The organism is Corynebacterium sp. ZY180755 (assembly GCF_054331495.1).
This window is the reverse complement of record NZ_CM135811.1, coordinates 903064-921763: the sequence shown is the minus strand read 5'-3', so window position 1 is coordinate 921763 and position 18700 is coordinate 903064. Positions and strand designations below refer to the sequence as shown.

The window sequence follows — 18700 nt, the reverse complement described above, 5'->3', positions numbered from 1 at the left end:
ATTTACCCCAGTTTAGGCCTCGGGCTAAACGTTGAACTTGAATTCGACAACGTCACCATCTGCCATGACGTAGTCCTTGCCTTCTTGCCGAACCTTGCCGTTCGCACGAGCTTCAGCCATGGAGCCCGCAGCGTCTAGGTCATCGAAGGATACAATTTCTGCCTTAATGAAGCCGCGCTCAAAATCGGAGTGGATAACCCCTGCTGCCTGCGGCGCGGTGTCACCTTGGTGAATGGTCCAGGCACGAGATTCCTTCGGGCCTGCAGTGAGATAGGTCTGCAGGCCGAGTGTGGCAAAACCAGCCTTGGCCAGGGAATGCAGGCCTGGCTCATCTTGGCCAACTGATTCCAGAAGCTCCATGGCTTCTTCCTCTTCGAGCTCAAGTAGCTCGGTCTCGGTTTTGGCGTCGAGGAAGACGCAGTCAGCTGGCGCGACGAGCTCGGCGAGTTCTGCCTTCTTGGCGTCGTCGGTAAGCACGCCCTCGTCAGAGTTGAATACGTAGAGGAACGGCTTGGCCGTCATGAGGTGGAGGTCACGGACGTCCTTCAAGTCAATCTCGCCATTCTTGGCGCCGGAGAACAGGGTACGACCGTCCTCGAGGATTTCCTGTGCCTTTTTAGTGGCGGAAACGACATCAGCCAGATCCTTGTTTTTCCTTGCGTCTTTTTCCAGACGTGGCAGTGCCTTCTCAATAGTCTGGAGGTCCGCAAGAATCAGCTCTGTGTTAATGACCTGGATGTCTGAACTAGGGTCCACCTTGCCGTCAACGTGAATGACGTTGTCATCACTGAAAGCGCGGACAACCTGACAGATTGCATCTGCTTCGCGAATGTTAGCGAGGAAGGCGTTACCCATGCCCTCGCCCTCAGATGCACCCTTAACGATGCCAGCGATGTCCACGAAAGAAACGGTTGCTGGCAGGATGCGCTCAGATCCGAAGATCTCAGCCAAGCGGGTGAGGCGGGCATCAGGAAGCTCCACCAGACCAACGTTTGGCTCGATGGTGGCGAACGGGTAGTTCGCTGCCAGCACATCGTTGCGGGTTAGGGCATTAAACAGGGTTGACTTGCCAACATTGGGCAGTCCGACGATTCCAAGTGTAAGACTCACGATCAAACATCCTAGCAAGCTGGACTTTTCCAGTCATCTTCACTGCCAGCCACTCTTTCTTCACGCTGGCGGTACCGCCCGTTCTCAGTCGATCATGCATGAAAAGTATTAATGATAAATAATTCACATTTTGACACCGATGCGCAGCGGTTTCTCATGATATGAAACAAGAGTTCTCAATCTAAGCGGTGACCACAGTAACCCATTTGGAGGTAATACCTCACGAGGATCACCACCCCCGAGCCTTCCACATTCAACCCGCATTAATGCCCGCTACCACTAGGTTTACACCCCACACACCACCACCCACTCACCTAGCCCAATGTCACCTGCCACGGCCCCTATTTCTATAGGTGGTTCGAATTTCGACAATAGTATTCCGTCTGTTTAAAATTCCCTCATGGGGTACAAACTTCTTAGGTTGTTCGTTCGCCATTCCTCTACGTAAGGAACAACTCCATATCTTCACCGTATGGTTGCGCACCACCACGTGCCGCGCCAGTGAGAATCTACTCTGTCTGTCACCCCACCCATAGGTCGCCAGCTAGTGGATGTCCATGACGCACGAAAACTTCGCTTAAGTTCTCGTGCTTTCCCTAAGCACTGCCTTTCAAGGCTTTTCGCCTCCCACGGATTACGGCCCCCTTTCTTGTTAATGAAGACATTGCAGGCCATCTTGGCGAGGAGTTTTTGAAAGGCAGCTCCTTTGAAAGGTTGACTCACATGTCTACACAAGCTGGTCAGGGTCAACGCCGTGAAACATTCTCTAGCCGTTGGGTATTCCTGTTGGCTGCGATTGGTTCCGCCGTTGGTCTTGGTAACATCTGGCGCTTCCCTTACATTGCGTACGAAAACGGCGGCGGCGCTTTCCTTATCCCTTACCTGATTGCGTTGCTGACCGCAGGTATCCCGCTGCTGTTCCTTGATTTCGCATTTGGCCACCGCTACCGTGGTTCTGACCCACTCATCTTCCGTCGCTTCAAGAAGTGGACTGAGCCAATTGGTTGGTTCCAGGTCGGACTGTGTTTCTTCATTACCATCTACTACGCAGCAATCATCGGCTGGGCAGGCCTCTACACCGTTAAGTCCATCGGTCTAACGTGGACCGATGACCCTAACGCATACTTCTTCGGTGACTTCCTTCAGTACGACGAAGCAGCAACCATCACTTTTGATTTCGTTCCTCAGATTCTGCTTGCAATGGCAATCGTGTGGATCGCGGCTATTGCCGTTCTCATGATGGGCGTTGACTCCGGTATCGGCCGTGTGTCCAAGTTCTTCATGCCAGTACTGACTGTGTTGTTCATCATCGTTGTCATTCGCTCAGTATTTCTTGAGGGCGCATCCGTAGGCTTGGATGCATTCTTTACCCCTAACTGGGAATCACTGAAGGACACGTCCGTGTGGATCGCGGCATACGGCCAGATCTTCTTCTCATTGTCCGTTTCCTTCGGCATCATGATGACGTACTCCTCCTACCTGAAGCCACGCACTAACCTGACCGGCACTGGCCTCGTTACCGCGTTTGCGAATTCTTCCTTCGAGGTTCTGGCAGGTATCGGCGTTTTCGCGACCCTCGGCTTCATGGCTGTTCAGTCCGGTATTGGCGTTGATGAGGTTGCAACCTCCGGCATCGGTCTCGCATTCGTTGCGTTCCCTACCATCATCAATGAAATGCCACTGGGCTCACTGTTCGGTGTCTTGTTCTTTGGTTCCCTCACCCTCGCGGGCTTCACGTCCCTGTTCTCCCTGCTGGAGCCGGTGGTTTCCGCATTCAAGGATAAGTTTGGAATGGAACGTAAGCCAACGGCGATTGGTATCGGCCTGTTCATGGCAATTCTGTCCATCTGCCTGTTCTCCACCACTTCCGGTTTGGCCACGCTCGACATCATGGACAAGTTCACCAACAACGTGGGCATCGTGCTGATCGCGCTGATCATCATCATCGTCACCGACTGGGTACTGCGCCGTATCGGGGAATTCTCCACCCACATCAACCAGGTTTCCTCCTTTAAGGTGGGCACCATCTGGCGCATCTGCATCGTCAACATCACCACCTTGGTTCTGGGCTTCACTCTGTTCCAAGAGATCGTCACCCTCATCAGCGAGCCATACGGTGGTTACTCTCAGACTCAGATCGCATGGTTCGGTTGGGGCGTCTTGGCAGTCATCATCATCCTGGCCACAGTTATGACTTTCGTATCCTGGCCAAAGGACATGCCTGTCGACGGCCCTCCAGGCTCCGACTTCGGCGTCGAGCCTGAGATCGCCCGCATCCCAGGCACCCCACAGAAGTACGACCCTGCTCGCCGCCGCGTCGCTGGCTTCGCAATTGAGCAGTACAACCGAGAGGAACTCCGATGAGCACGTCTGCAATCCTAATGATGATCCTCTTCATGGTTGTGATCTGGGGTGGCTTCGCTGCATCCCTCATTCACCTCCAGAAGCACCCAGATGAGACCTCCGGTAACCTTGGCCACGCCAAGGAAGCAACCGATGATGTACTCATCGCTCAGGAAAACTGAGAATGCTAGCTTATAGCTCATGAGACAGGAGCCACCGCAAAAAAGTAGGTGGCTCCTTTTCACGTCTGGAGGGCAAAAAATAGCGTGACACCCACAGATAAAATCCCCTCCTAGAGGCCCAATCAGGCACAATAGTAAGAGTGTAATTTCCGTGGACCACGCCTAGTCTTATGGGAGTGGCCCAAGTTTCAGCTTTGGCCGAAACTCACGATGTTGTAGAGGTCCACAGAGAATGAGAAACCGCAGGGACGAAACGCGCAGTGAGAACAAGCGCGGTAGGTACTCGTCGGCAAGTGATGTTTTCGAACGTCTGGAGCCGGCGCACAATGACGACCGCATTGACCGTTCACACATTATCGGCAACGGCGTCAAGGTCCTTGCCCAGTGGTGCCTCCGGTTGCTTATCATCGCCGCAGCCACATACGTAGGTTGGTACGTAGTCAAGACCGTATGGGCAGGCGTTCTGCCCGTGGTTCTGGCCATCATCGCATGCACCGTTCTATGGCCACCTGTAGCCATGCTGCGCAAAATACGTATCCCCAACGCGCTGGCAGTACTGACAACTATGCTAAGCGCATTCGGCATTTTCGGCGGAATCATCTACCTCATTGCCCCGGACATCGGCAGGCAGTCTCAGACTCTCTACTACCAAGCCATTGAAGGCATCCAGCGCGTTCAGCTCTGGCTCCAGGGGCCGCCGCTCAACATTGATGACCAGCAACTCGCAGACCGCATCAACGACGCAGTGCAGTGGTTACAAAATCAGGCCGGCAGCATAGCGGGTGAGATCTTCTCCGGTATCGGTATAGCCACCTCCATTATTGTCACGCTCGTCATCATGCTGGTGCTCACCTTCTTCTTCCTCAAAGACGGCGAGCGGTTCCTGCCGTGGTTGCGTTCCATTGCAGGCGAGCGCGCTGGCTGGCACCTCACGGAGCTTCTCACCCGCGCGTGGAACACCTTGGGAGGATTCATCCGCGCCCAGGCATTGGTGTCCTTTGTAGACGCCGTGTTCATCGGAATTGGCCTCATCCTTGTGGGAGTTCCCCTCGCGTTCGCGCTGGCGGTACTCACCTTCATCGCAGGTTTCATCCCAATCGTCGGTGCTTTCGTAGCGGGCGCACTGGCGGTCCTCGTTGCGCTGGTTTCGTTAGGTTTTACGGAAGCCCTCATTACCCTAGGCATTGTCTTGGCTGTTCAGCAGATCGAAGGCAACATCCTCTCCCCTCTGCTGCAGTCGAAGGCGATGAACCTCCACCCGGTCATCATCCTGGTCTCCGTCACAGTTGGCGCTGGCCTGTTCAACATCACCGGTGCTTTCCTTGCGGTCCCAGTGGCCGCCACAGTGGCGGTACTGTTCCGCTACCTTGGTGACCTCACCGCGCTGCGCGCGGGTGAGAAAACCGCCGACGAGATCGAGTTCGCCACCGTCGCCGGTTCCATGTCCGGCATCTGGGGAGAGGAAGCGGGCCGACGCATGCGGGAGGCCTTCCGCATCCAGCTGCGACGCAAGTCCGACGTCTCCTCCGCAGACATTGCCACCGAGGAGGCAAACAAAGCCCAAGCAGAGACAGACATCGCGACCCCAATCAATCCTGCGGCAGAGTTCAGCGACACACACGCACCGGCTAATTCAGAGGCCACGGCACTGAATACAAACCCCGGTAGCACAAGACGCTCCGTAGCCAGCAAGTTCAAACGACTGAGCGCCGCCCTCACAGATCTCAATAACCAACAGCGTGCACCGAAATTCAGACGCAAATGAAAAACTTTTCGGACACAAAGCCACAAACTAAGTTCAGAATCACTCGCATCGTCTAAGGTAGGAACTTGTGTCAAACAAGTCAGAAGCATCCAGAAGAAGGCATCAGCACGTTACAACCGCTGACGCACCTTTCACTGGCATACCACTGTGGTCTTCCTTGTCCATTGTGGCTGCAGCTCTGATCACGGGACTCTTGCTAGCTGTCAGCAGTGGCGAGCTAGGGTGGGTGTACTTAGCTCTGTTCGCGATCGCCGCCATAGTCACAGCACTTCTGACGGAACCACGAGGGCTATTCATCTTAGTAGTGAGCCTGCCGCTTCTCTACAGCGCAGTTACGGTAGCCACCGGATTAGGAATTGTGGCGAACTCCCCTGGTGAGGGAAACGGCCTCTCCACCACTGAGATCATCACGGGCATCTATCCGCTTCTCCAGCACTTCCCAGTACTATTCATTGTTACTGCCGTGGCTGCCCTCATTGCCATCGTGCGTATTTACCTTCTGAAACGCAACGCACGCCTGCAGGCTAAAAACGCCCACAAGGTCCGCGTTAAGGACATGGCCGCACAACAACGCAACCAGGCAACCTATAGCAAGTCCCGCAACCTTGCAGAACGCGCCAGTGGACAGGGCACCGCAGGCCTTAGACGCAGCAGGGGCGCTGCCCCTACAGCGGTAACGGTAGACCAACTCGCGTCACGGCGAAGGCCACGGACCCGTCAGCCTGAGGACGTCCCTAGCCGCAACCGCAGCACCGAGCCACAGGACATTCGAGATCAGGACAAAAATGCTTGGACTATTAACCGCGACAAGCTGAAGAAAGATCCTGAGCGCAAGGAAAAGGCGTGGAAGCAGTCGTTCAACGACGATCTTTACAGCTAGCTCCCACACCTAAGGCCTCATAGGTAGGGCTAACCGCTCCTCGTCAGCGTGTTTGAGAAATCACTCACGAACTAGCGAGGAGCTTTTCTTTACCTTTTATGTGAAAACTAAAAGCACCGAGGGTTCAATCGAGAAACCTCGGTGCTTTTGAGCTTGGTTTACTTGGTTCGTGGTGCGCGTAGATCACGCGGAAGCGCGAAGGTAATCTTTTCCGCCGCAGTCACCACTTCCTCTACGTCCGAGTATCCGTTGTGATCGAGCAGCTCGATCACGTCGCGTACCAGGATCTCGGGGACCGAGGCTCCGGAAGTGACGCCAACAGTGTTTACACCCTCGAACCAACCTGGATCGATCTGGTGGGCGTAGTCCACCAGGTAAGATTCCTTGGCACCATATTCCAGCGCCACTTCGACGAGCCGCTTAGAGTTGGATGAATTCTGGGAACCAACGACGATCACAAGGTCAGCATCCTTAGCGATCGCTTTCACTGCCACCTGGCGGTTCTGAGTGGCGTAGCAGATGTCGTCGCTCGGTGGGTTCTCCAGCTGCGGGTACTTCTTGTGAAGTAGGTTGACGATCTCCATGGTCTCATCCACAGACAACGTAGTTTGTGAGAGCCAGACCAGCTTTTCATTCTCAAGAAACGCAGGGAGCTTGTCTACACCCTCAACGCCATCCACTAGGTGAGTTACCTCAGGTGCTTCACCGGCCGTGCCTTCAACTTCTTCGTGGCCTTCGTGTCCCACGAGGAGGATATGGTATCCGTCGCGTGCAAAGCGCTTGACCTCGTTGTGGACCTTCGTCACCAGTGGGCAGGTAGCATCCAGAGTTTTCAAATCCAGTGTCCTTGCCTCAGCATGCACTGCTGGGCTGACTCCGTGGGCGGAGAAAACCAGGTGAGATCCCTCTGGAACTTCAAAGGTCTCGTCAACAAAGACAGCACCACGTTCCGCCAACGTATCCACTACGTAGCGGTTGTGCACGATCTCTTTACGTACGTATACCGGTGCGCCGTACTTCTCCAAGGCCCGCTCCACCGTTTCCACAGCACGGTCAACGCCCGCACAGTAACCACGTGGTGCGGCCAGGAGAACCTTCTTGTCCACTACAGCTTCTTCGCTCATGCCTTAAAGCATAAACTAAAGTTGGATAAGGCTTAAATGCCGCCAGCGTTGGACGGCTATGCAATTCTCACGTGTCGCACTCAATGCGTATGCTGTGATTCATGAGCATTCTCGCTCGCAGAGGGAATACGTGTTGGGCAATAGAGGAAGGGTATAGCACTAGTGGCTGCAAAAAACACCCCAGAGACCGCATGGCCTGTTCGTGACCTAAACAAACAGATTAAGGGGTGGATTGAGCGCCTTGGCCAGATCTGGGTTGAGGGCCAGATTACTCAGGTCAATGTCAAACCCTCGTGGCGTTTTAGCTACATTACGTTGCGTGACCCAGAGGCCGAAGCGAGCGTTTCCCTGACCGTGAATTCCTCGTTGGTTACCTCCCTTCCCTCACCCCTCAAGGACGGCGACCGCGTAATTGTCTGCGGAAAGCCAGCATTTTATGAAGCCCGTGGTTCTTTCTCCCTCTGGGTGACAGAGATTCGAGCCGTAGGCGTGGGCGAGCTCTTAGCAAAGATTGAGTTGCTACGTAAACAGCTCGCCAGCGAGGGACTATTTGATCCGGCACGGAAGAAGAAGCTGCCGTTTTTGCCCAATAACATTGGTTTGATCACAGGGCGCGGTTCCGCTGCAGAGCGAGACGTGTTGTCTGTTGCCCAAGGCCGCTGGCCTGAGGTGAAGTTCACCGTGAAGAACACCGCTGTTCAGGGTGCTCGCGCAGTTCCTGAGATTCTTCAGGCCCTAGCCCAGTTGGACTCAGACCCAACAGTTGACGTCATCATCATTGCTCGAGGTGGCGGATCCGTAGAGGACCTTCTCCCCTTCTCAGAGGAAGCCCTCCAACGTGCGGTGGCACAGTGCGACACCCCCGTGGTCTCAGCGATTGGGCATGAGCCAGACAATCCAATTTTGGACAACGTTGCAGATTTGCGTGCGGCCACCCCAACAGACGCCGCCAAGCGAGTGGTACCAGATGTCATGGCGGAAAAAGCCCTCATCTCTGAGCTGCGCCAGCGCAGTGCTGCTGCGTTGCGGGGATGGGTTCGCCGGGAGCACAACAACGTTGCTGCTCTACGCTCTAGGCCAGTGCTAGCGAACCCCATGACGAGCATTGAGCGACACCGTGAGGATCTGACAAGGCTTCACACTCAAGCGAGACGGACCATGGGTTACTTATTAAAGGAGCAAATCTCAATGGTCTCCGCGCTGCGTAACCAGATCGCCACGCTGGGTCCATCCGCCACTCTAGCGCGTGGATACTCCGTGGTGCAGGTTCTTCCGCGTGACGGTTCCGACCCCGAGGTTGTCACCACCATCGCACAATCACCACCAGGTAGCCAGTTGCGTATTCGCGTCTCAGACGGCTCCATTGTCGCCGCCGCAATGCAAGCCACACCGGCAGACTAGTAGCACAAACCCCAGTAGTTGAAACGAGTAAAGGAAACTCCCCTAATGAATACTGACGTAATTGGCCATGGATCTTCCAACCCTGACTTCATCCCCGTAGATCAGCTCTCCTACGAGCAAGCACGTGACGAGCTAGCGGAGATCGTGCGAATTCTTGAACTGGGACAGATGAGCCTAGATGAGTCTTTGAAATTTTGGGAACGCGGTGAAGCGCTGGCAAAGCGTTGCGAAGAGCATCTTGCTGGCGCCCAAGAGCGCGTCGAGCGCGCACTTGGCTCTAGTTCGGAGGGCAACGCCGAGAATTAATAGCCTACGCGGAAGGCAAAATAATTAATTAGTGGGGATTGGGTCAGTATTGACGGTCTTTGAGATAAAGTCATCGAATTCGTCATCAGTAGCCGCCCCAGAAACCAGGAGCCGAACGTCACCTAGATCAACCACCCTCAGGTCACGGACGTCGCGTTCATCCCATCGGTACTTGATCACGTCCTGACCATCCACTTGGTAGGTTGATTCTTCTGCAACGGGGTGCTCAGAGTGGTCGTCCACAGCTTCCTCAACCGTTGCGTCAGTTTGGGTGAGAGAAATATAGCCATCCTTGTGGAGAACCCAGCCCACTACGGCAGCCTGTTTACCTGCTACAGCTGAGCGTCGGGCGGAATTAATGGTCCATTCTTCTGGTGTGGCTGGCAGGCGGATGGGGAATTGCGCATTGCGCGCTTCGAGATTGAGGAATGACTCCGCATCCACCTTTTGCAAGTGGGAATTATCTGCAGTGTCGCGCTCGAAGGTACACATGCCGGTAAAAGCCACAGCAATTACCATCACGAACACAATGACAGCGACGGAGTAGAACATGTCTCTTCCGTCTTCAAAGATTTTTGGTTTCTGTTCAGCCACGAGACCAAGTATTGCATTAAACACTGAGTAATCACTAACCCCGTCCGCCGGCAAACACCTGACTACGCCAACAAGTGGGTGTGTTTATGGCCACTTAATAGTGAGTTTTTCCTACAGTTCGCTGCACGAATGTGAGTTTTGCTGCCCCAGGTGCACCTAAATGCCCACTTTCGGGTGAGCATTTACACCACAAATCACGGTTCGAGTGGAACAATTGAGGGCAGAGTGCTTGAGCACGCTACTAATGCGTGCTCTTTTTACAAAGTTTCGGGTATCCGAAACTCTTTCGCACCGGCAGAACTACAACGCAAAATTTTTCACCGCCTTAGGAGGCACTTCCTCATGAGTGAATTTCACCCAGAGATTCCGGACCGCAACCTAGCTCTCGAATTGGTTCGAGTCACCGAGGCCGCTGCGCTGGCATCCGGCCGCTGGGTTGGCCGAGGAATGAAGAACGAGGGTGACGGCGCAGCAGTTGACGCGATGCGTAAACTGATCAACTCTGTAACCATGAATGGTGTCGTTGTCATTGGTGAGGGCGAAAAGGACGAGGCACCAATGCTCTTCAACGGTGAGAAGGTTGGTACCGGTGAAGGTGCTGAGGTTGACATCGCTGTTGACCCAGTTGACGGCACTTCCCTGATGGCAGAGGGTCGCCCCAATGCAATTTCCGTTCTTGCGGCATCGGAGCGCGGCTCCATGTTTGACCCATCCGCAGTGTTCTACATGAAGAAGATCGCGGTGGGCCCTGACGCTGTCGGATGTATTGACATCACCGCCCCAGTCGCCCACAACATTGATGCGGTAGCTAAGGCCAAGGGCATCAATCCAACCGACGTCACCGTAGTCGTCCTTGACCGCCCACGCCACGTCGAGCTGATCAAGGAAATCCGTGCCGCAGGCGCAAAGGTTCGCCTGATTCGTGACGGTGACGTTGCAGGTGCTGTCGCAGCAGCTAAGGATGACAACTCTGTTGACATCATGATGGGTACCGGTGGTACCCCAGAGGGCATCATCACTGCTTGTGCAATGAAGTGCATGGGTGGCGAAATCCAGGGCATCCTTGCACCTAAGGACAAGGCCGAGGAAGAGAAGGCACTTGCCGCTGGTCACGAGCTAGGCAAGGTACTGCACACTAATGACCTGGTATCTTCCGACAACTGCTACTTCGTAGCTACCGGCGTTACCAATGGCGATATGCTGCGCGGTGTCTCCTACCGTAAGAATGGCGCCACCACTCGTTCCCTCGTTATGCGTTCTAAGTCGGGTACCGTTCGCTTCATTGAGTCTGTACACAAGCTTGCAAAGCTGCAGGAATACTCTGTTGTTGACTACTCCGTAGATCACAAGAAGGACAACCTCTAAGGGTTCCGCACTCATAGGTATATGGGGCGGCTGCTTGGGAAAACCGAGCAACCGCCCCGTTTTTGTCGCCCCTTCAGGCTAACGCCGTACCATGATGTCGCGAGAATCCACTAGATAGTCTGCGAGCAACTGCTGGGCAATTCCGATTTCTCCCGCTTCCAGCATCACGGCGATCTCTTTGTTGCGCGCCACGAAAGGGCCATGAACACTCTCTGGGTGGCCCGAATCCATGAAAATAAGCTTGGACTGGATGAGAATGTCCCTACCCAGCTGAACCACCCGTTGGTTACCAGACAACGAAAAGATCGCTAGATGGAACTCAGTATTCCGCTTGGCTACCTCAGTCCAATCCTGTTCGGCTTGACCCTTTTCGCTAGCTTCCGTAATAGTGAGCATTTGGCGAACGACGTAGTCGCTCAACGCGTCTTCTGGATGGTATTTCGCGAGCGCAGCATTCTCAATGAATTCACGAAAGGCGTATAGGTCGCGAATTTCAGATGGCTCATAGCTACGCACAAATACCCCACGATGTGAGCGATAAACTAATAGCCCATCCCTGATGAGCAGCCTGAATGCTTCTCGGAGGGAGTTACGAGAGACACCCAACTTGGCAGCAAAATCCACTTCGTTGAGTTTCTGTCGAGGATGCAACTCGCCATCCAGCACCATCTTGGTGATGCGCTCCGCAGCTTGCCCCACCGTGGTGTTAAGAGAATCCTTTTTTGACACAGCCCTCACACTATCCACGAACCGATATTTCCAGACTTGGACCATTCTAATTCAAGAAGATGGCCCCATACTGATGAAAAAAGCAGCTGGCTTAGTGGTTTGTGAGGATGCAACAGAGAGTAATCGGCGCAATTTCATCCTTCAATTACCCAGCCCCACTCGACCGTGACTTGTAATACTTTTTAGATCTTTCTGTTGCCCCCGTTACTTTTAGGGCTTGTCTGATGACTCAACCTGGACTTAGAATCACGGAAAATAATTGTTGAACAATCCGTACGAGGAGCGTTGAGACAATGTCCGAGTCCACGCCAGCAACACCAATCAAGCAAGCGGCTGCTCAAGCTACCCAGCGTGGCACCCTTTTAGGTGCAATCTTCCTCATGGCCACCAGCGCTATCGGTCCTGGCTTCCTTACCCAAACCGCAACATTTACCAACCAACTCGGCGCAGCCTTCGCTTTCGCCATCGTGGTTTCCATCCTTCTGGATATCGCGATTCAGCTCAACGTTTGGCGTGTTATCGGCATATCCGGAATGCGAGCACAAGAACTCGCAAACGCCGTTCTTCCCGGTCTGGGGTGGCTGTTGGCCGCACTGATCTGCATTGGTGGCTTGGTCTTCAACATCGGCAATATTGCAGGCGGAGGGTTAGGGCTCAACGCCATGATCGGTCTTGACCCGAAGATCGGTGGCGCCATTACCGCCGTGATCGCAATTGCCATTTTCGTCTTCAAAGTACTCGGCAAAGCGCTGGACAAGCTGCTGGTTTTCTTGGGCATTGGAATGATGATTTTGACCCTCTACGTGGCGGTCGTGTCTGACCCGCCTGTAGGCGATGCGCTACGCAACACAGTCATGCCAGAAACCGTTGACTGGCTCGTCATCACCACCCTTGTCGGCGGTACTGTCGGTGGTTACATCACTTATGCAGGCGCGCACCGCATGTTGGACTCGGGCCAGTCTGGCGTGGGACACGTCAAGAGCGTCACTAAGTCATCTGTCACAGGCATCTTGCTGACCGGCGTGATGCGCATTCTGCTGTTCCTCGCGATCCTTGGCGTCGTTGCTGCCGGTACGCAGCTGGACGCCGCTGGCAATCCGGCAGCGCAGGCATTCGAAGTGGCAGCTGGTAACGTCGGCCTGCGCATCTTCGGCTTCGTTCTGTTCGCAGCCGCATTGTCCTCCGTCATTGGTGCTAGCTACACTTCTGCGTCCTTCCTCGTCTCCACGAAACCAGAATCAGCCAAGATACAGGACTGGATTACGGTAATTTTCATCGCAATCTCCCTGTCTGTCTTTTTGGCGCTTGGTACCGCTCCGGCTGTCCTGCTTGTCTTCGCCGGAGCTTTCAACGGGCTGGTTCTGCCGATCGGCTTCACACTCATACTGTTCATCGGCATCTTCAAATCTGATCAATTGCTTCATGGATACAAGTACCCGAAGTGGTTAATTATCGTGGGCCTCGTGGCAGTTGTTGTTGCTTGGTTCTTGGCTTGGACTTCATTCGGTGGAGTTTTCGATCTACTTAGGAGTTAGGAATTCCCTTATGAACACCATAGATCTCAACGCTGACCTCGGTGAAAGCTTCGGCGCCTACGTCACCGGGAATGATGCGGCTCTGCTAGGCCTTGTATCCAGCGCTAACGTAGCATGCGGGTTCCACGCTGGAGATCCGCTGGTGCTGCTGTCAACCATGCGCGAGGCTGCGGCCAACGGCGTTCGCGTGGGCGCTCACCCGGGCTACCGGGACCTTGCGGGTTTTGGCCGCCGGGAAATGAAATACTTCCCTGCGGAACTCGAAGCTGAAGTCATTTATCAGCTCGGCGCTGCACAGGCCGCCGCCCGCGCAGCGGGGACTCAACTGAGTTACGTAAAACCACACGGCGCGATGTACAACACCATCGCCGTCAATGAAGATTTGGCGCGGGCGGTCATAAGAGCGATTACCCAGTTTGATTCCTCACTCTCTTTAATGGCGTTGTCTGGCGCGCCCATTGTGGATTGGGCCCGGGACGCTGGGTTACGGGTAATTGAGGAAGTTTTCGCGGACCGAGCCTATAACCCGGACGGCACCCTAGTCAGTCGTTCACTGCCCGGCGCGGTCCATCATGATGCCAGCGTGGTTGCTGCCCAAGCATTAGCGTTTGCTCAAAACTCACCAATTACAGCTGTCGATGGCACTGCACTTTCGCTGAATGCAGATTCGATTTGCGTCCACGGTGATACCCCTGAGGCTATCGAGCATGTGGAATCCATCATCGCCTTGCTGAAGGCCAACGGCTTTGAGGTATCGGCGTGATTATTTCACCCTGCGGAGATTGTGCCTACCTCATCACCGTCGACGATGACCGCGAAGACAAGTTGGGGGCCGTCCTCGCCATCCACGACGTGTTACGTGAACGTTTGAAGAATGGTGATTTATCCGGTGTAAGGGAGCTGGTTCCCGCTGCAGAGACAATTCTTGTCATTCTGGAATCTCCCCAGCTGTCCCTCACTGACCTCAAGGCCATAGTGGAAAGCGCTGATTACTCCCCTACAGATCGTAATTCCCACTCAGGGGACGCTGTCACCATTGAGGTTGACTACACCACTGGTCTTGACTTTGACGTACTTAAAAAACACACCGGGCTGGGACAGAAGGAACTCATTCACTGGCACACGTCCACTCAATGGGTAGCAGCGTTTGGCGGATTCTCACCGGGATTCATGTATCTCGTTCCAGCACGTGCCAGTGACGCATTATCCGTACCGCGCCGTGAATCACCTCGCACGCAAATCCCAGCTGGGGCCGTCGCCCTTGCAGGCGCCTTCAGTGCCGTCTATCCGCAGCAATCCCCCGGTGGTTGGCAGATTATCGGTTCCACAACGTCCCCGCTGTGGGATCTAGATCGCCCCTCGCCGTCGCTGATCAAGCCAGGTGACCGCGTTCGATTCACGGAGATCACACGATGAACATACCAGCGCTACTCATTAACAATCCTGGGCCACGCGCGCTGATTCAGGACCGCGGACGATTTGGGTTTTCCACCGTGGGTGTAAGCCCGTCTGGCAGTTTCGATCGCTTGTCTGCCGCCCGCGCAAACCATGCCGTGGGCAATGATGCCAACGCTCCACTGATTGAGATACTGTTCGGCAACTTCAGCGCTACGGCCTTAAGCCCCATCACCATCATCGTGACTGGCACGGATTCAGTAATTGAGTTCACCGACGGGACTCGGCGCAAGTCCTACACAAATACTGTGATTGATTTGCAGGCCGGCGATAGAATCACGCTCCTGCCGGCAGAGTACGGTCTGCGAAGCTACCTTGCTATCCGAGGAGGTATTGCCGCAGACACCACCTTAGGGTCCGCTTCCTCCGACACTCTCAGTGGCATCGGCCCCTCCCCTCTTGTGGAGGGCGACGTTGTGTCAGCGGGTTCACATATTGCTGAAGCGAACTGGTGGCCGATGATCCGCAAAATTCCACCACTGTGGCGTCGCCTTGATACTGAGACGCTCCACGTCATCATGGGGCCGCGCGCGGACTGGTTTACTCAAGAATCTATAGCTGCTTTTCTCTCCCAAACCTATACAGTCACCACCGATTCCGACCGCGTTGGGATTCGCGTTACTGGTGAGATCCCTCTGGTTCGAGCTCGCGAAGGCGAACTAGCCTCCGAAGGAATGGTAAGAGGAAGTATCCAGATTCCACCCAACGGCCAGCCAGTTATTTTTGGCCCAGACCACCCTGTGACAGGCGGTTATCCAGTCATTGCCGTACTGACATCTCGGTCCTGTGATCGCAGTGCGCAGCTCGCACCGGGTTCAAAAGTGACCTTCCGCTTGGGAAGTTACACCCAGTAATTAAGTTCACAAAGTAAATTTTTGCACCGAGTGCAAACTCGGCGTAGGGTCTGTGTTCATGACACAGACCGGCGACTCACTTCGTGAACGCAAACGCCGCCAAACACTCGCGGCCATTGAAGAGCATGCAACCCGTCTCGTTTCCGAGCGCGGGTTCCAAGCCGTGACGGTTGAAGACATCTGCCAGGAGGTGCAGATTTCCAAACGCACGTTCTTCAACTACGTCGAAAGCAAGGAACAAGCGGTTCTTGGAGCTCCACCACAGGCACCAACGGGCGCCCAGCGCGATGCATTTTTGTCCACCCAGCACAAAGATCTTTTCAAGGTTCTGCTCTCACTAAGCTTGGATAACCTGATCGCCAGGAACGCATCCGCGCCTGACAATCACTCAGAGATCATTCGCCGTCGCAAGAAGATTCGTCGCGAGAATCCAGAGATCGACCACCAAGCATCAACTCTGATCGCTACGTATTTCATTGCAATTCAAGAGCTCGCCACCGAGTATTTCACCCGTTACCCGCAGGCGTGTTCCCTTGGAGGCGAAAGCCAACCAGAACGTGAGGCGGAAACTCTCGCTCTCGTGATCACTTGTGCAATCCGTGGGGGATACAATCGCTGGCTGTCTGACTCCGGCGCCGACGGCAGTGATCTAAAAGCCAAGTGCTTCGAGGCATTAGACGACATTGTCACCATGACCCAGATAAAGAAACTCTAGGAAGGAGCTTTACATTATGAAAGAAGTCATGTTCAACGATGACATGGGAAACGGCCCCATCCTAGAACCTGAGGATCACGCCGAGATCGATGCTAAAAAGTCTAGCCTTCAGGCGCGCAAAGAGTGCCAGCAGGATAACTCTGATCGAATCTGGTTCATCATCGCAGCACTGATGCTCAGCATGCTCATGTCTGCGCTGGGACAGATGATCTTTACCACCGCGCTACCAACAATCGTTGGCGAGCTCGGCGGCGTCGAGCACATGTCCTGGGTCATCACTGCTTTCCTACTAGGACAAACCATCGCACTGCCAATCTTTGGCAAGCTTGGTGATCAGCTTAATAAGAAGCCGGTATTCATCGCTGCAAACGTCCTTTTCATCGCTGCATCGATTGTGGGTGCTACAGCTCAGAACATGGGGATCCTCATCGCTGGTCGTGCACTCCAGGGCATCGCGGCTGGCGCAATGATGATCCTTTCGCAGGCAATCATGGCGGAGGTTACCACCCCGCGCGAACGCGGTAAGTACATGGGCGTGATGGGTTCCGTCTTTGGCTTGGCTTCAATCTTGGGTCCACTCGTAGGTGGCTGGTTCACTGACGGTCCTGGTTGGCGCTGGGGTATGTGGCTCAACCTTCCACTGGGAATTATCACCGTGATCGCCATTATGGCTTTCCTCCGTCTGCCATCTAAGCCACAAACATTCCGCGTGGACTGGCTTGGTACCATCACGATGTCCGTTTTTACCGCAGCACTCGTTCTCTTCGTCACCTGGGGCGGCCGCGATTACGAATGGTCTAGTCCGGTAATTCTTGGACTGATCGCTACTACCATCATCTTTGCCGTACTCTTTGTCATCATTGAGCTCAAGGTCAAGGACCCGCTGATCTCCATGGATCTGTTCAAGAATCGCAATTTCGTGCTGACCACTTTGGCGGGATTTGCCGTGGGCATCATGATGTTTGGCGCCCTGGCGTATCTCCCTACCTACCTTCAAATGGTGTACCGCCTATCGCCTACCAACGCAGGCTTGATGATGATCCCGATGATGGGTGGCATGATCATCACCTCCACCGTGGTGGGCAACTGGGTGACACGAACCGGTAAGTACAAGATTTACCCGCTGGTTGGCCAAGTCATCATCACCGTCGCCATGGTATTACTGTCCACCTTGAGTGCTGGTGATTCTCTCATCAAGGTAGGCATCTTCTTTGCAATCTTCGGCATCGGCCTAGGATCTACCATGCAGATCCTCGTGCTGATTGTGCAGAACTCCTTCCCTATTACCAAGGTTGGCACCGCTACCGGCACTAACAACTTCTTCCGTCAGGTTGGTGGCTCGCTGGGCTCCGCACTCGTGGGTTCCATCTTCTTGTCAGCCCTTGGCACCCAAATTGCCCAGAAGCTTCCACCGGCGTTGACCCAAGCTCGCGAAAACGGGATTGATCTGGGCGGATTTGATCCGTCGACTGGCGTGTCCGATCTCACGCCTGGCTTGGTCTCACAGCTTCCTCCTGTGATCTCTGACGCCATTGCGAACGCCTACAACGATGCGCTGACGCCGGTGTTCCTCATGCTGGCACCAGTATCTGTCATCGCTGTCATCGTCCTGTTGTTCGTCACAGAGAACGAGCTACGCAATACCAAGTAACGTATTTAAAAAATAGGGCCGCACACTTTTCATGAGTGTGCGGCTTTTTCTGTACTTTAGGTAAGCGCTGCTGCTTCTACGTCATCAATATCGGGCTTTGGAAGTAGCTTTTCGTAGATGTCCACCCCGCGCCACTCTCCTGCCATTTCCCCGTACGTCATCTTGGCCAAGTGGGAAAAGGATCCTACTTTTTCAAACCCGCGGGACATGTGCAGTTTGGCTGAGCCCTCGTTTTCTGGGAATACCCATGAATGGATGGTCCACTTGCCCATCGCTTGGCAGGCCTCGATGAGCTTATCTAATAGCGCACCGGCTACTCCACGCCCTTGGGCATCTTTGTGGATGTAGATGGAATCCTCTACTACTCCGTGGAAGACCCTGCGAGTGGAAATAGGGCCTGCTGCCACCCAGCCAAGAACTTTGGCATCATCATCGGCTTCCACCGCAACGAAGAGGGTTTCTGGGATTTTGGTACCAGAGAAGTACTCCCAACTCGGTGCCTCTACTTCGTACGTAGCATGGCCAGTTTCAAGACCCAGCAAGTAAATCTGCTGTACTTGGCCAAAGTCTGCGCGTCGCAGTGGGCGAATGTTAAAGTCCATGGCACTCATACACTCCAATTGTGGTCAAAAAATCGAATCGCTGCAAGAAAAGTTTCACAACCGCCGCGGTAGCCACATGCAAAAAGCTC

The 18700-nt window shown here is 54.3% G+C and carries 18 protein-coding genes; 13 read left to right on the top strand and 5 right to left on the bottom strand.

Annotation, left to right across the window (positions count from 1 at the left end):
• Positions 1-24: 24 nt before the first annotated feature.
• Complete coding sequence (ychF, locus tag ACXM2N_RS04350) at positions 25-1110, bottom strand: redox-regulated ATPase YchF (RefSeq protein ID WP_458490372.1); 1086 nt, start codon at positions 1108-1110, stop codon at positions 25-27.
• A gap of 723 nt (positions 1111-1833) precedes the next feature.
• Here ychF and ACXM2N_RS04345 point away from each other — a divergent pair.
• The 4 genes from ACXM2N_RS04345 to ACXM2N_RS04330 all read left to right on the top strand — a co-directional run bounded on the left by ACXM2N_RS04345 (position 1834) and on the right by ACXM2N_RS04330 (position 6280).
• Positions 1834-3474: a sodium-dependent transporter gene (locus ACXM2N_RS04345; protein WP_458490370.1), complete on the top strand. Its 1641-nt coding sequence runs from the start codon at positions 1834-1836 to the stop codon at positions 3472-3474.
• Positions 3471-3635 carry a methionine/alanine import NSS transporter subunit MetS gene (gene metS, locus ACXM2N_RS04340; protein WP_458490368.1) on the top strand — a complete coding sequence of 55 codons (165 nt, stop codon included), beginning with the start codon at positions 3471-3473 and terminating at the stop codon, positions 3633-3635. The genes ACXM2N_RS04345 and metS overlap by 4 nt, the downstream gene beginning before the upstream one ends.
• Positions 3636-3867: 232 nt before the next feature.
• Positions 3868-5400, top strand: coding sequence for an AI-2E family transporter (locus tag ACXM2N_RS04335; protein WP_458490366.1), 1533 nt, complete (start codon positions 3868-3870; stop codon positions 5398-5400).
• A gap of 67 nt (positions 5401-5467) precedes the next feature.
• The gene (locus ACXM2N_RS04330) at positions 5468-6280 is read left to right on the top strand and encodes a DUF6542 domain-containing protein (RefSeq protein WP_458490364.1); all 813 of its coding nucleotides are present in this window, start codon (positions 5468-5470) and stop codon (positions 6278-6280) included.
• Between the two features lie 158 nt (positions 6281-6438).
• On the opposite strand, the gene ACXM2N_RS04325 is transcribed toward ACXM2N_RS04330, so the two are convergent.
• A complete protein-coding gene (locus ACXM2N_RS04325) occupies positions 6439-7404 on the bottom strand; it encodes a 4-hydroxy-3-methylbut-2-enyl diphosphate reductase (RefSeq protein WP_458490362.1) in 966 nt (321 codons plus the stop codon).
• A gap of 162 nt (positions 7405-7566) precedes the next feature.
• On the opposite strand from ACXM2N_RS04325, the gene xseA reads away from it, so the two are divergent.
• Together xseA and ACXM2N_RS04315 are read left to right on the top strand one after the other, a co-directional pair.
• Complete coding sequence (gene xseA / locus ACXM2N_RS04320) at positions 7567-8805, top strand: exodeoxyribonuclease VII large subunit (RefSeq protein ID WP_458490360.1); 1239 nt, start codon at positions 7567-7569, stop codon at positions 8803-8805.
• 45 nt (positions 8806-8850) lie between these two features.
• Positions 8851-9111 carry an exodeoxyribonuclease VII small subunit gene (locus ACXM2N_RS04315; RefSeq protein WP_458490358.1) on the top strand — a complete coding sequence of 87 codons (261 nt, stop codon included), beginning with the start codon at positions 8851-8853 and terminating at the stop codon, positions 9109-9111.
• Between the two features lie 24 nt (positions 9112-9135).
• Here the strand turns inward: ACXM2N_RS04315 and ACXM2N_RS04310 are convergent, their stop codons facing one another.
• Positions 9136-9705 (bottom strand): DUF4245 domain-containing protein, encoded by a 570-nt coding sequence (locus ACXM2N_RS04310; RefSeq protein ID WP_458490356.1) that lies wholly within the window; start codon positions 9703-9705, stop codon positions 9136-9138.
• Positions 9706-10047: 342 nt separating this feature from the next.
• On the opposite strand from ACXM2N_RS04310, the gene glpX reads away from it, so the two are divergent.
• On the top strand, positions 10048-11070 hold the full coding sequence (glpX, locus tag ACXM2N_RS04305; protein WP_458490354.1) for a class II fructose-bisphosphatase: 1023 nt from the start codon (positions 10048-10050) through the stop codon (positions 11068-11070).
• Between the two features lie 78 nt (positions 11071-11148).
• On the opposite strand, the gene ACXM2N_RS04300 is transcribed toward glpX, so the two are convergent.
• Entirely contained in the window at positions 11149-11799 is a 651-nt protein-coding gene (locus tag ACXM2N_RS04300) for a GntR family transcriptional regulator (protein ID WP_458490352.1), read from the bottom strand.
• Between the two features lie 293 nt (positions 11800-12092).
• On the opposite strand from ACXM2N_RS04300, the gene ACXM2N_RS04295 reads away from it, so the two are divergent.
• From ACXM2N_RS04295 to ACXM2N_RS04270, 6 genes are read left to right on the top strand one after another with little or no spacing between them, the layout of a single operon-like run.
• Entirely contained in the window at positions 12093-13334 is a 1242-nt protein-coding gene (locus ACXM2N_RS04295; protein ID WP_458490350.1) for an NRAMP family divalent metal transporter, read from the top strand.
• Between the two features lie 10 nt (positions 13335-13344).
• Entirely contained in the window at positions 13345-14097 is a 753-nt protein-coding gene (locus ACXM2N_RS04290) for a LamB/YcsF family protein (RefSeq protein ID WP_458490348.1), read from the top strand.
• Positions 14094-14750 carry a 5-oxoprolinase subunit B family protein gene (locus ACXM2N_RS04285; protein WP_458490346.1) on the top strand — a complete coding sequence of 219 codons (657 nt, stop codon included), beginning with the start codon at positions 14094-14096 and terminating at the stop codon, positions 14748-14750. The genes ACXM2N_RS04290 and ACXM2N_RS04285 overlap by 4 nt, the downstream gene beginning before the upstream one ends.
• Positions 14747-15643 carry a 5-oxoprolinase subunit C family protein gene (locus tag ACXM2N_RS04280; protein ID WP_458490344.1) on the top strand — a complete coding sequence of 299 codons (897 nt, stop codon included), beginning with the start codon at positions 14747-14749 and terminating at the stop codon, positions 15641-15643. The genes ACXM2N_RS04285 and ACXM2N_RS04280 overlap by 4 nt, the downstream gene beginning before the upstream one ends.
• A 58-nt stretch (positions 15644-15701) precedes the next feature.
• Positions 15702-16358, top strand: a complete 657-nt coding sequence (locus ACXM2N_RS04275; protein ID WP_458490342.1) for a TetR/AcrR family transcriptional regulator — start codon at positions 15702-15704, stop codon at positions 16356-16358.
• 43 nt (positions 16359-16401) lie between these two features.
• Positions 16402-18009: an MDR family MFS transporter gene (locus ACXM2N_RS04270; RefSeq protein WP_458491003.1), complete on the top strand. Its 1608-nt coding sequence runs from the start codon at positions 16402-16404 to the stop codon at positions 18007-18009.
• 56 nt (positions 18010-18065) lie between these two features.
• Here the strand turns inward: ACXM2N_RS04270 and ACXM2N_RS04265 are convergent, their stop codons facing one another.
• On the bottom strand, positions 18066-18620 hold the full coding sequence (locus ACXM2N_RS04265) for an N-acetyltransferase family protein (protein WP_458490340.1): 555 nt from the start codon (positions 18618-18620) through the stop codon (positions 18066-18068).
• Positions 18621-18700 lie beyond the last annotated feature (80 nt).

What these genes read in the sequence shown, in the direction of transcription:
- metS (WP_458490368.1), top strand. Translation starts at nt 3,471, where the DNA reads ATGAGCACGTCTGCAATCCTAATGATGATCCTCTTCATGGTTGTGATC.
- ACXM2N_RS04280 (WP_458490344.1), top strand. Translation starts at nt 14,747, where the DNA reads ATGAACATACCAGCGCTACTCATTAACAATCCTGGGCCACGCGCGCTG.
- glpX (WP_458490354.1), top strand. Translation starts at nt 10,048, where the DNA reads ATGAGTGAATTTCACCCAGAGATTCCGGACCGCAACCTAGCTCTCGAA.
- ACXM2N_RS04335 (WP_458490366.1), top strand. Translation starts at nt 3,868, where the DNA reads ATGAGAAACCGCAGGGACGAAACGCGCAGTGAGAACAAGCGCGGTAGG.
- ACXM2N_RS04295 (WP_458490350.1), top strand. Translation starts at nt 12,093, where the DNA reads ATGTCCGAGTCCACGCCAGCAACACCAATCAAGCAAGCGGCTGCTCAA.
- ACXM2N_RS04265 (WP_458490340.1), bottom strand. Translation starts at nt 18,620, where the DNA reads ATGAGTGCCATGGACTTTAACATTCGCCCACTGCGACGCGCAGACTTT.
- ACXM2N_RS04315 (WP_458490358.1), top strand. Translation starts at nt 8,851, where the DNA reads ATGAATACTGACGTAATTGGCCATGGATCTTCCAACCCTGACTTCATC.
- ACXM2N_RS04275 (WP_458490342.1), top strand. Translation starts at nt 15,702, where the DNA reads ATGACACAGACCGGCGACTCACTTCGTGAACGCAAACGCCGCCAAACA.
- ACXM2N_RS04325 (WP_458490362.1), bottom strand. Translation starts at nt 7,404, where the DNA reads ATGAGCGAAGAAGCTGTAGTGGACAAGAAGGTTCTCCTGGCCGCACCA.
- ACXM2N_RS04270 (WP_458491003.1), top strand. Translation starts at nt 16,402, where the DNA reads ATGGGAAACGGCCCCATCCTAGAACCTGAGGATCACGCCGAGATCGAT.
- ACXM2N_RS04345 (WP_458490370.1), top strand. Translation starts at nt 1,834, where the DNA reads ATGTCTACACAAGCTGGTCAGGGTCAACGCCGTGAAACATTCTCTAGC.
- ACXM2N_RS04290 (WP_458490348.1), top strand. Translation starts at nt 13,345, where the DNA reads ATGAACACCATAGATCTCAACGCTGACCTCGGTGAAAGCTTCGGCGCC.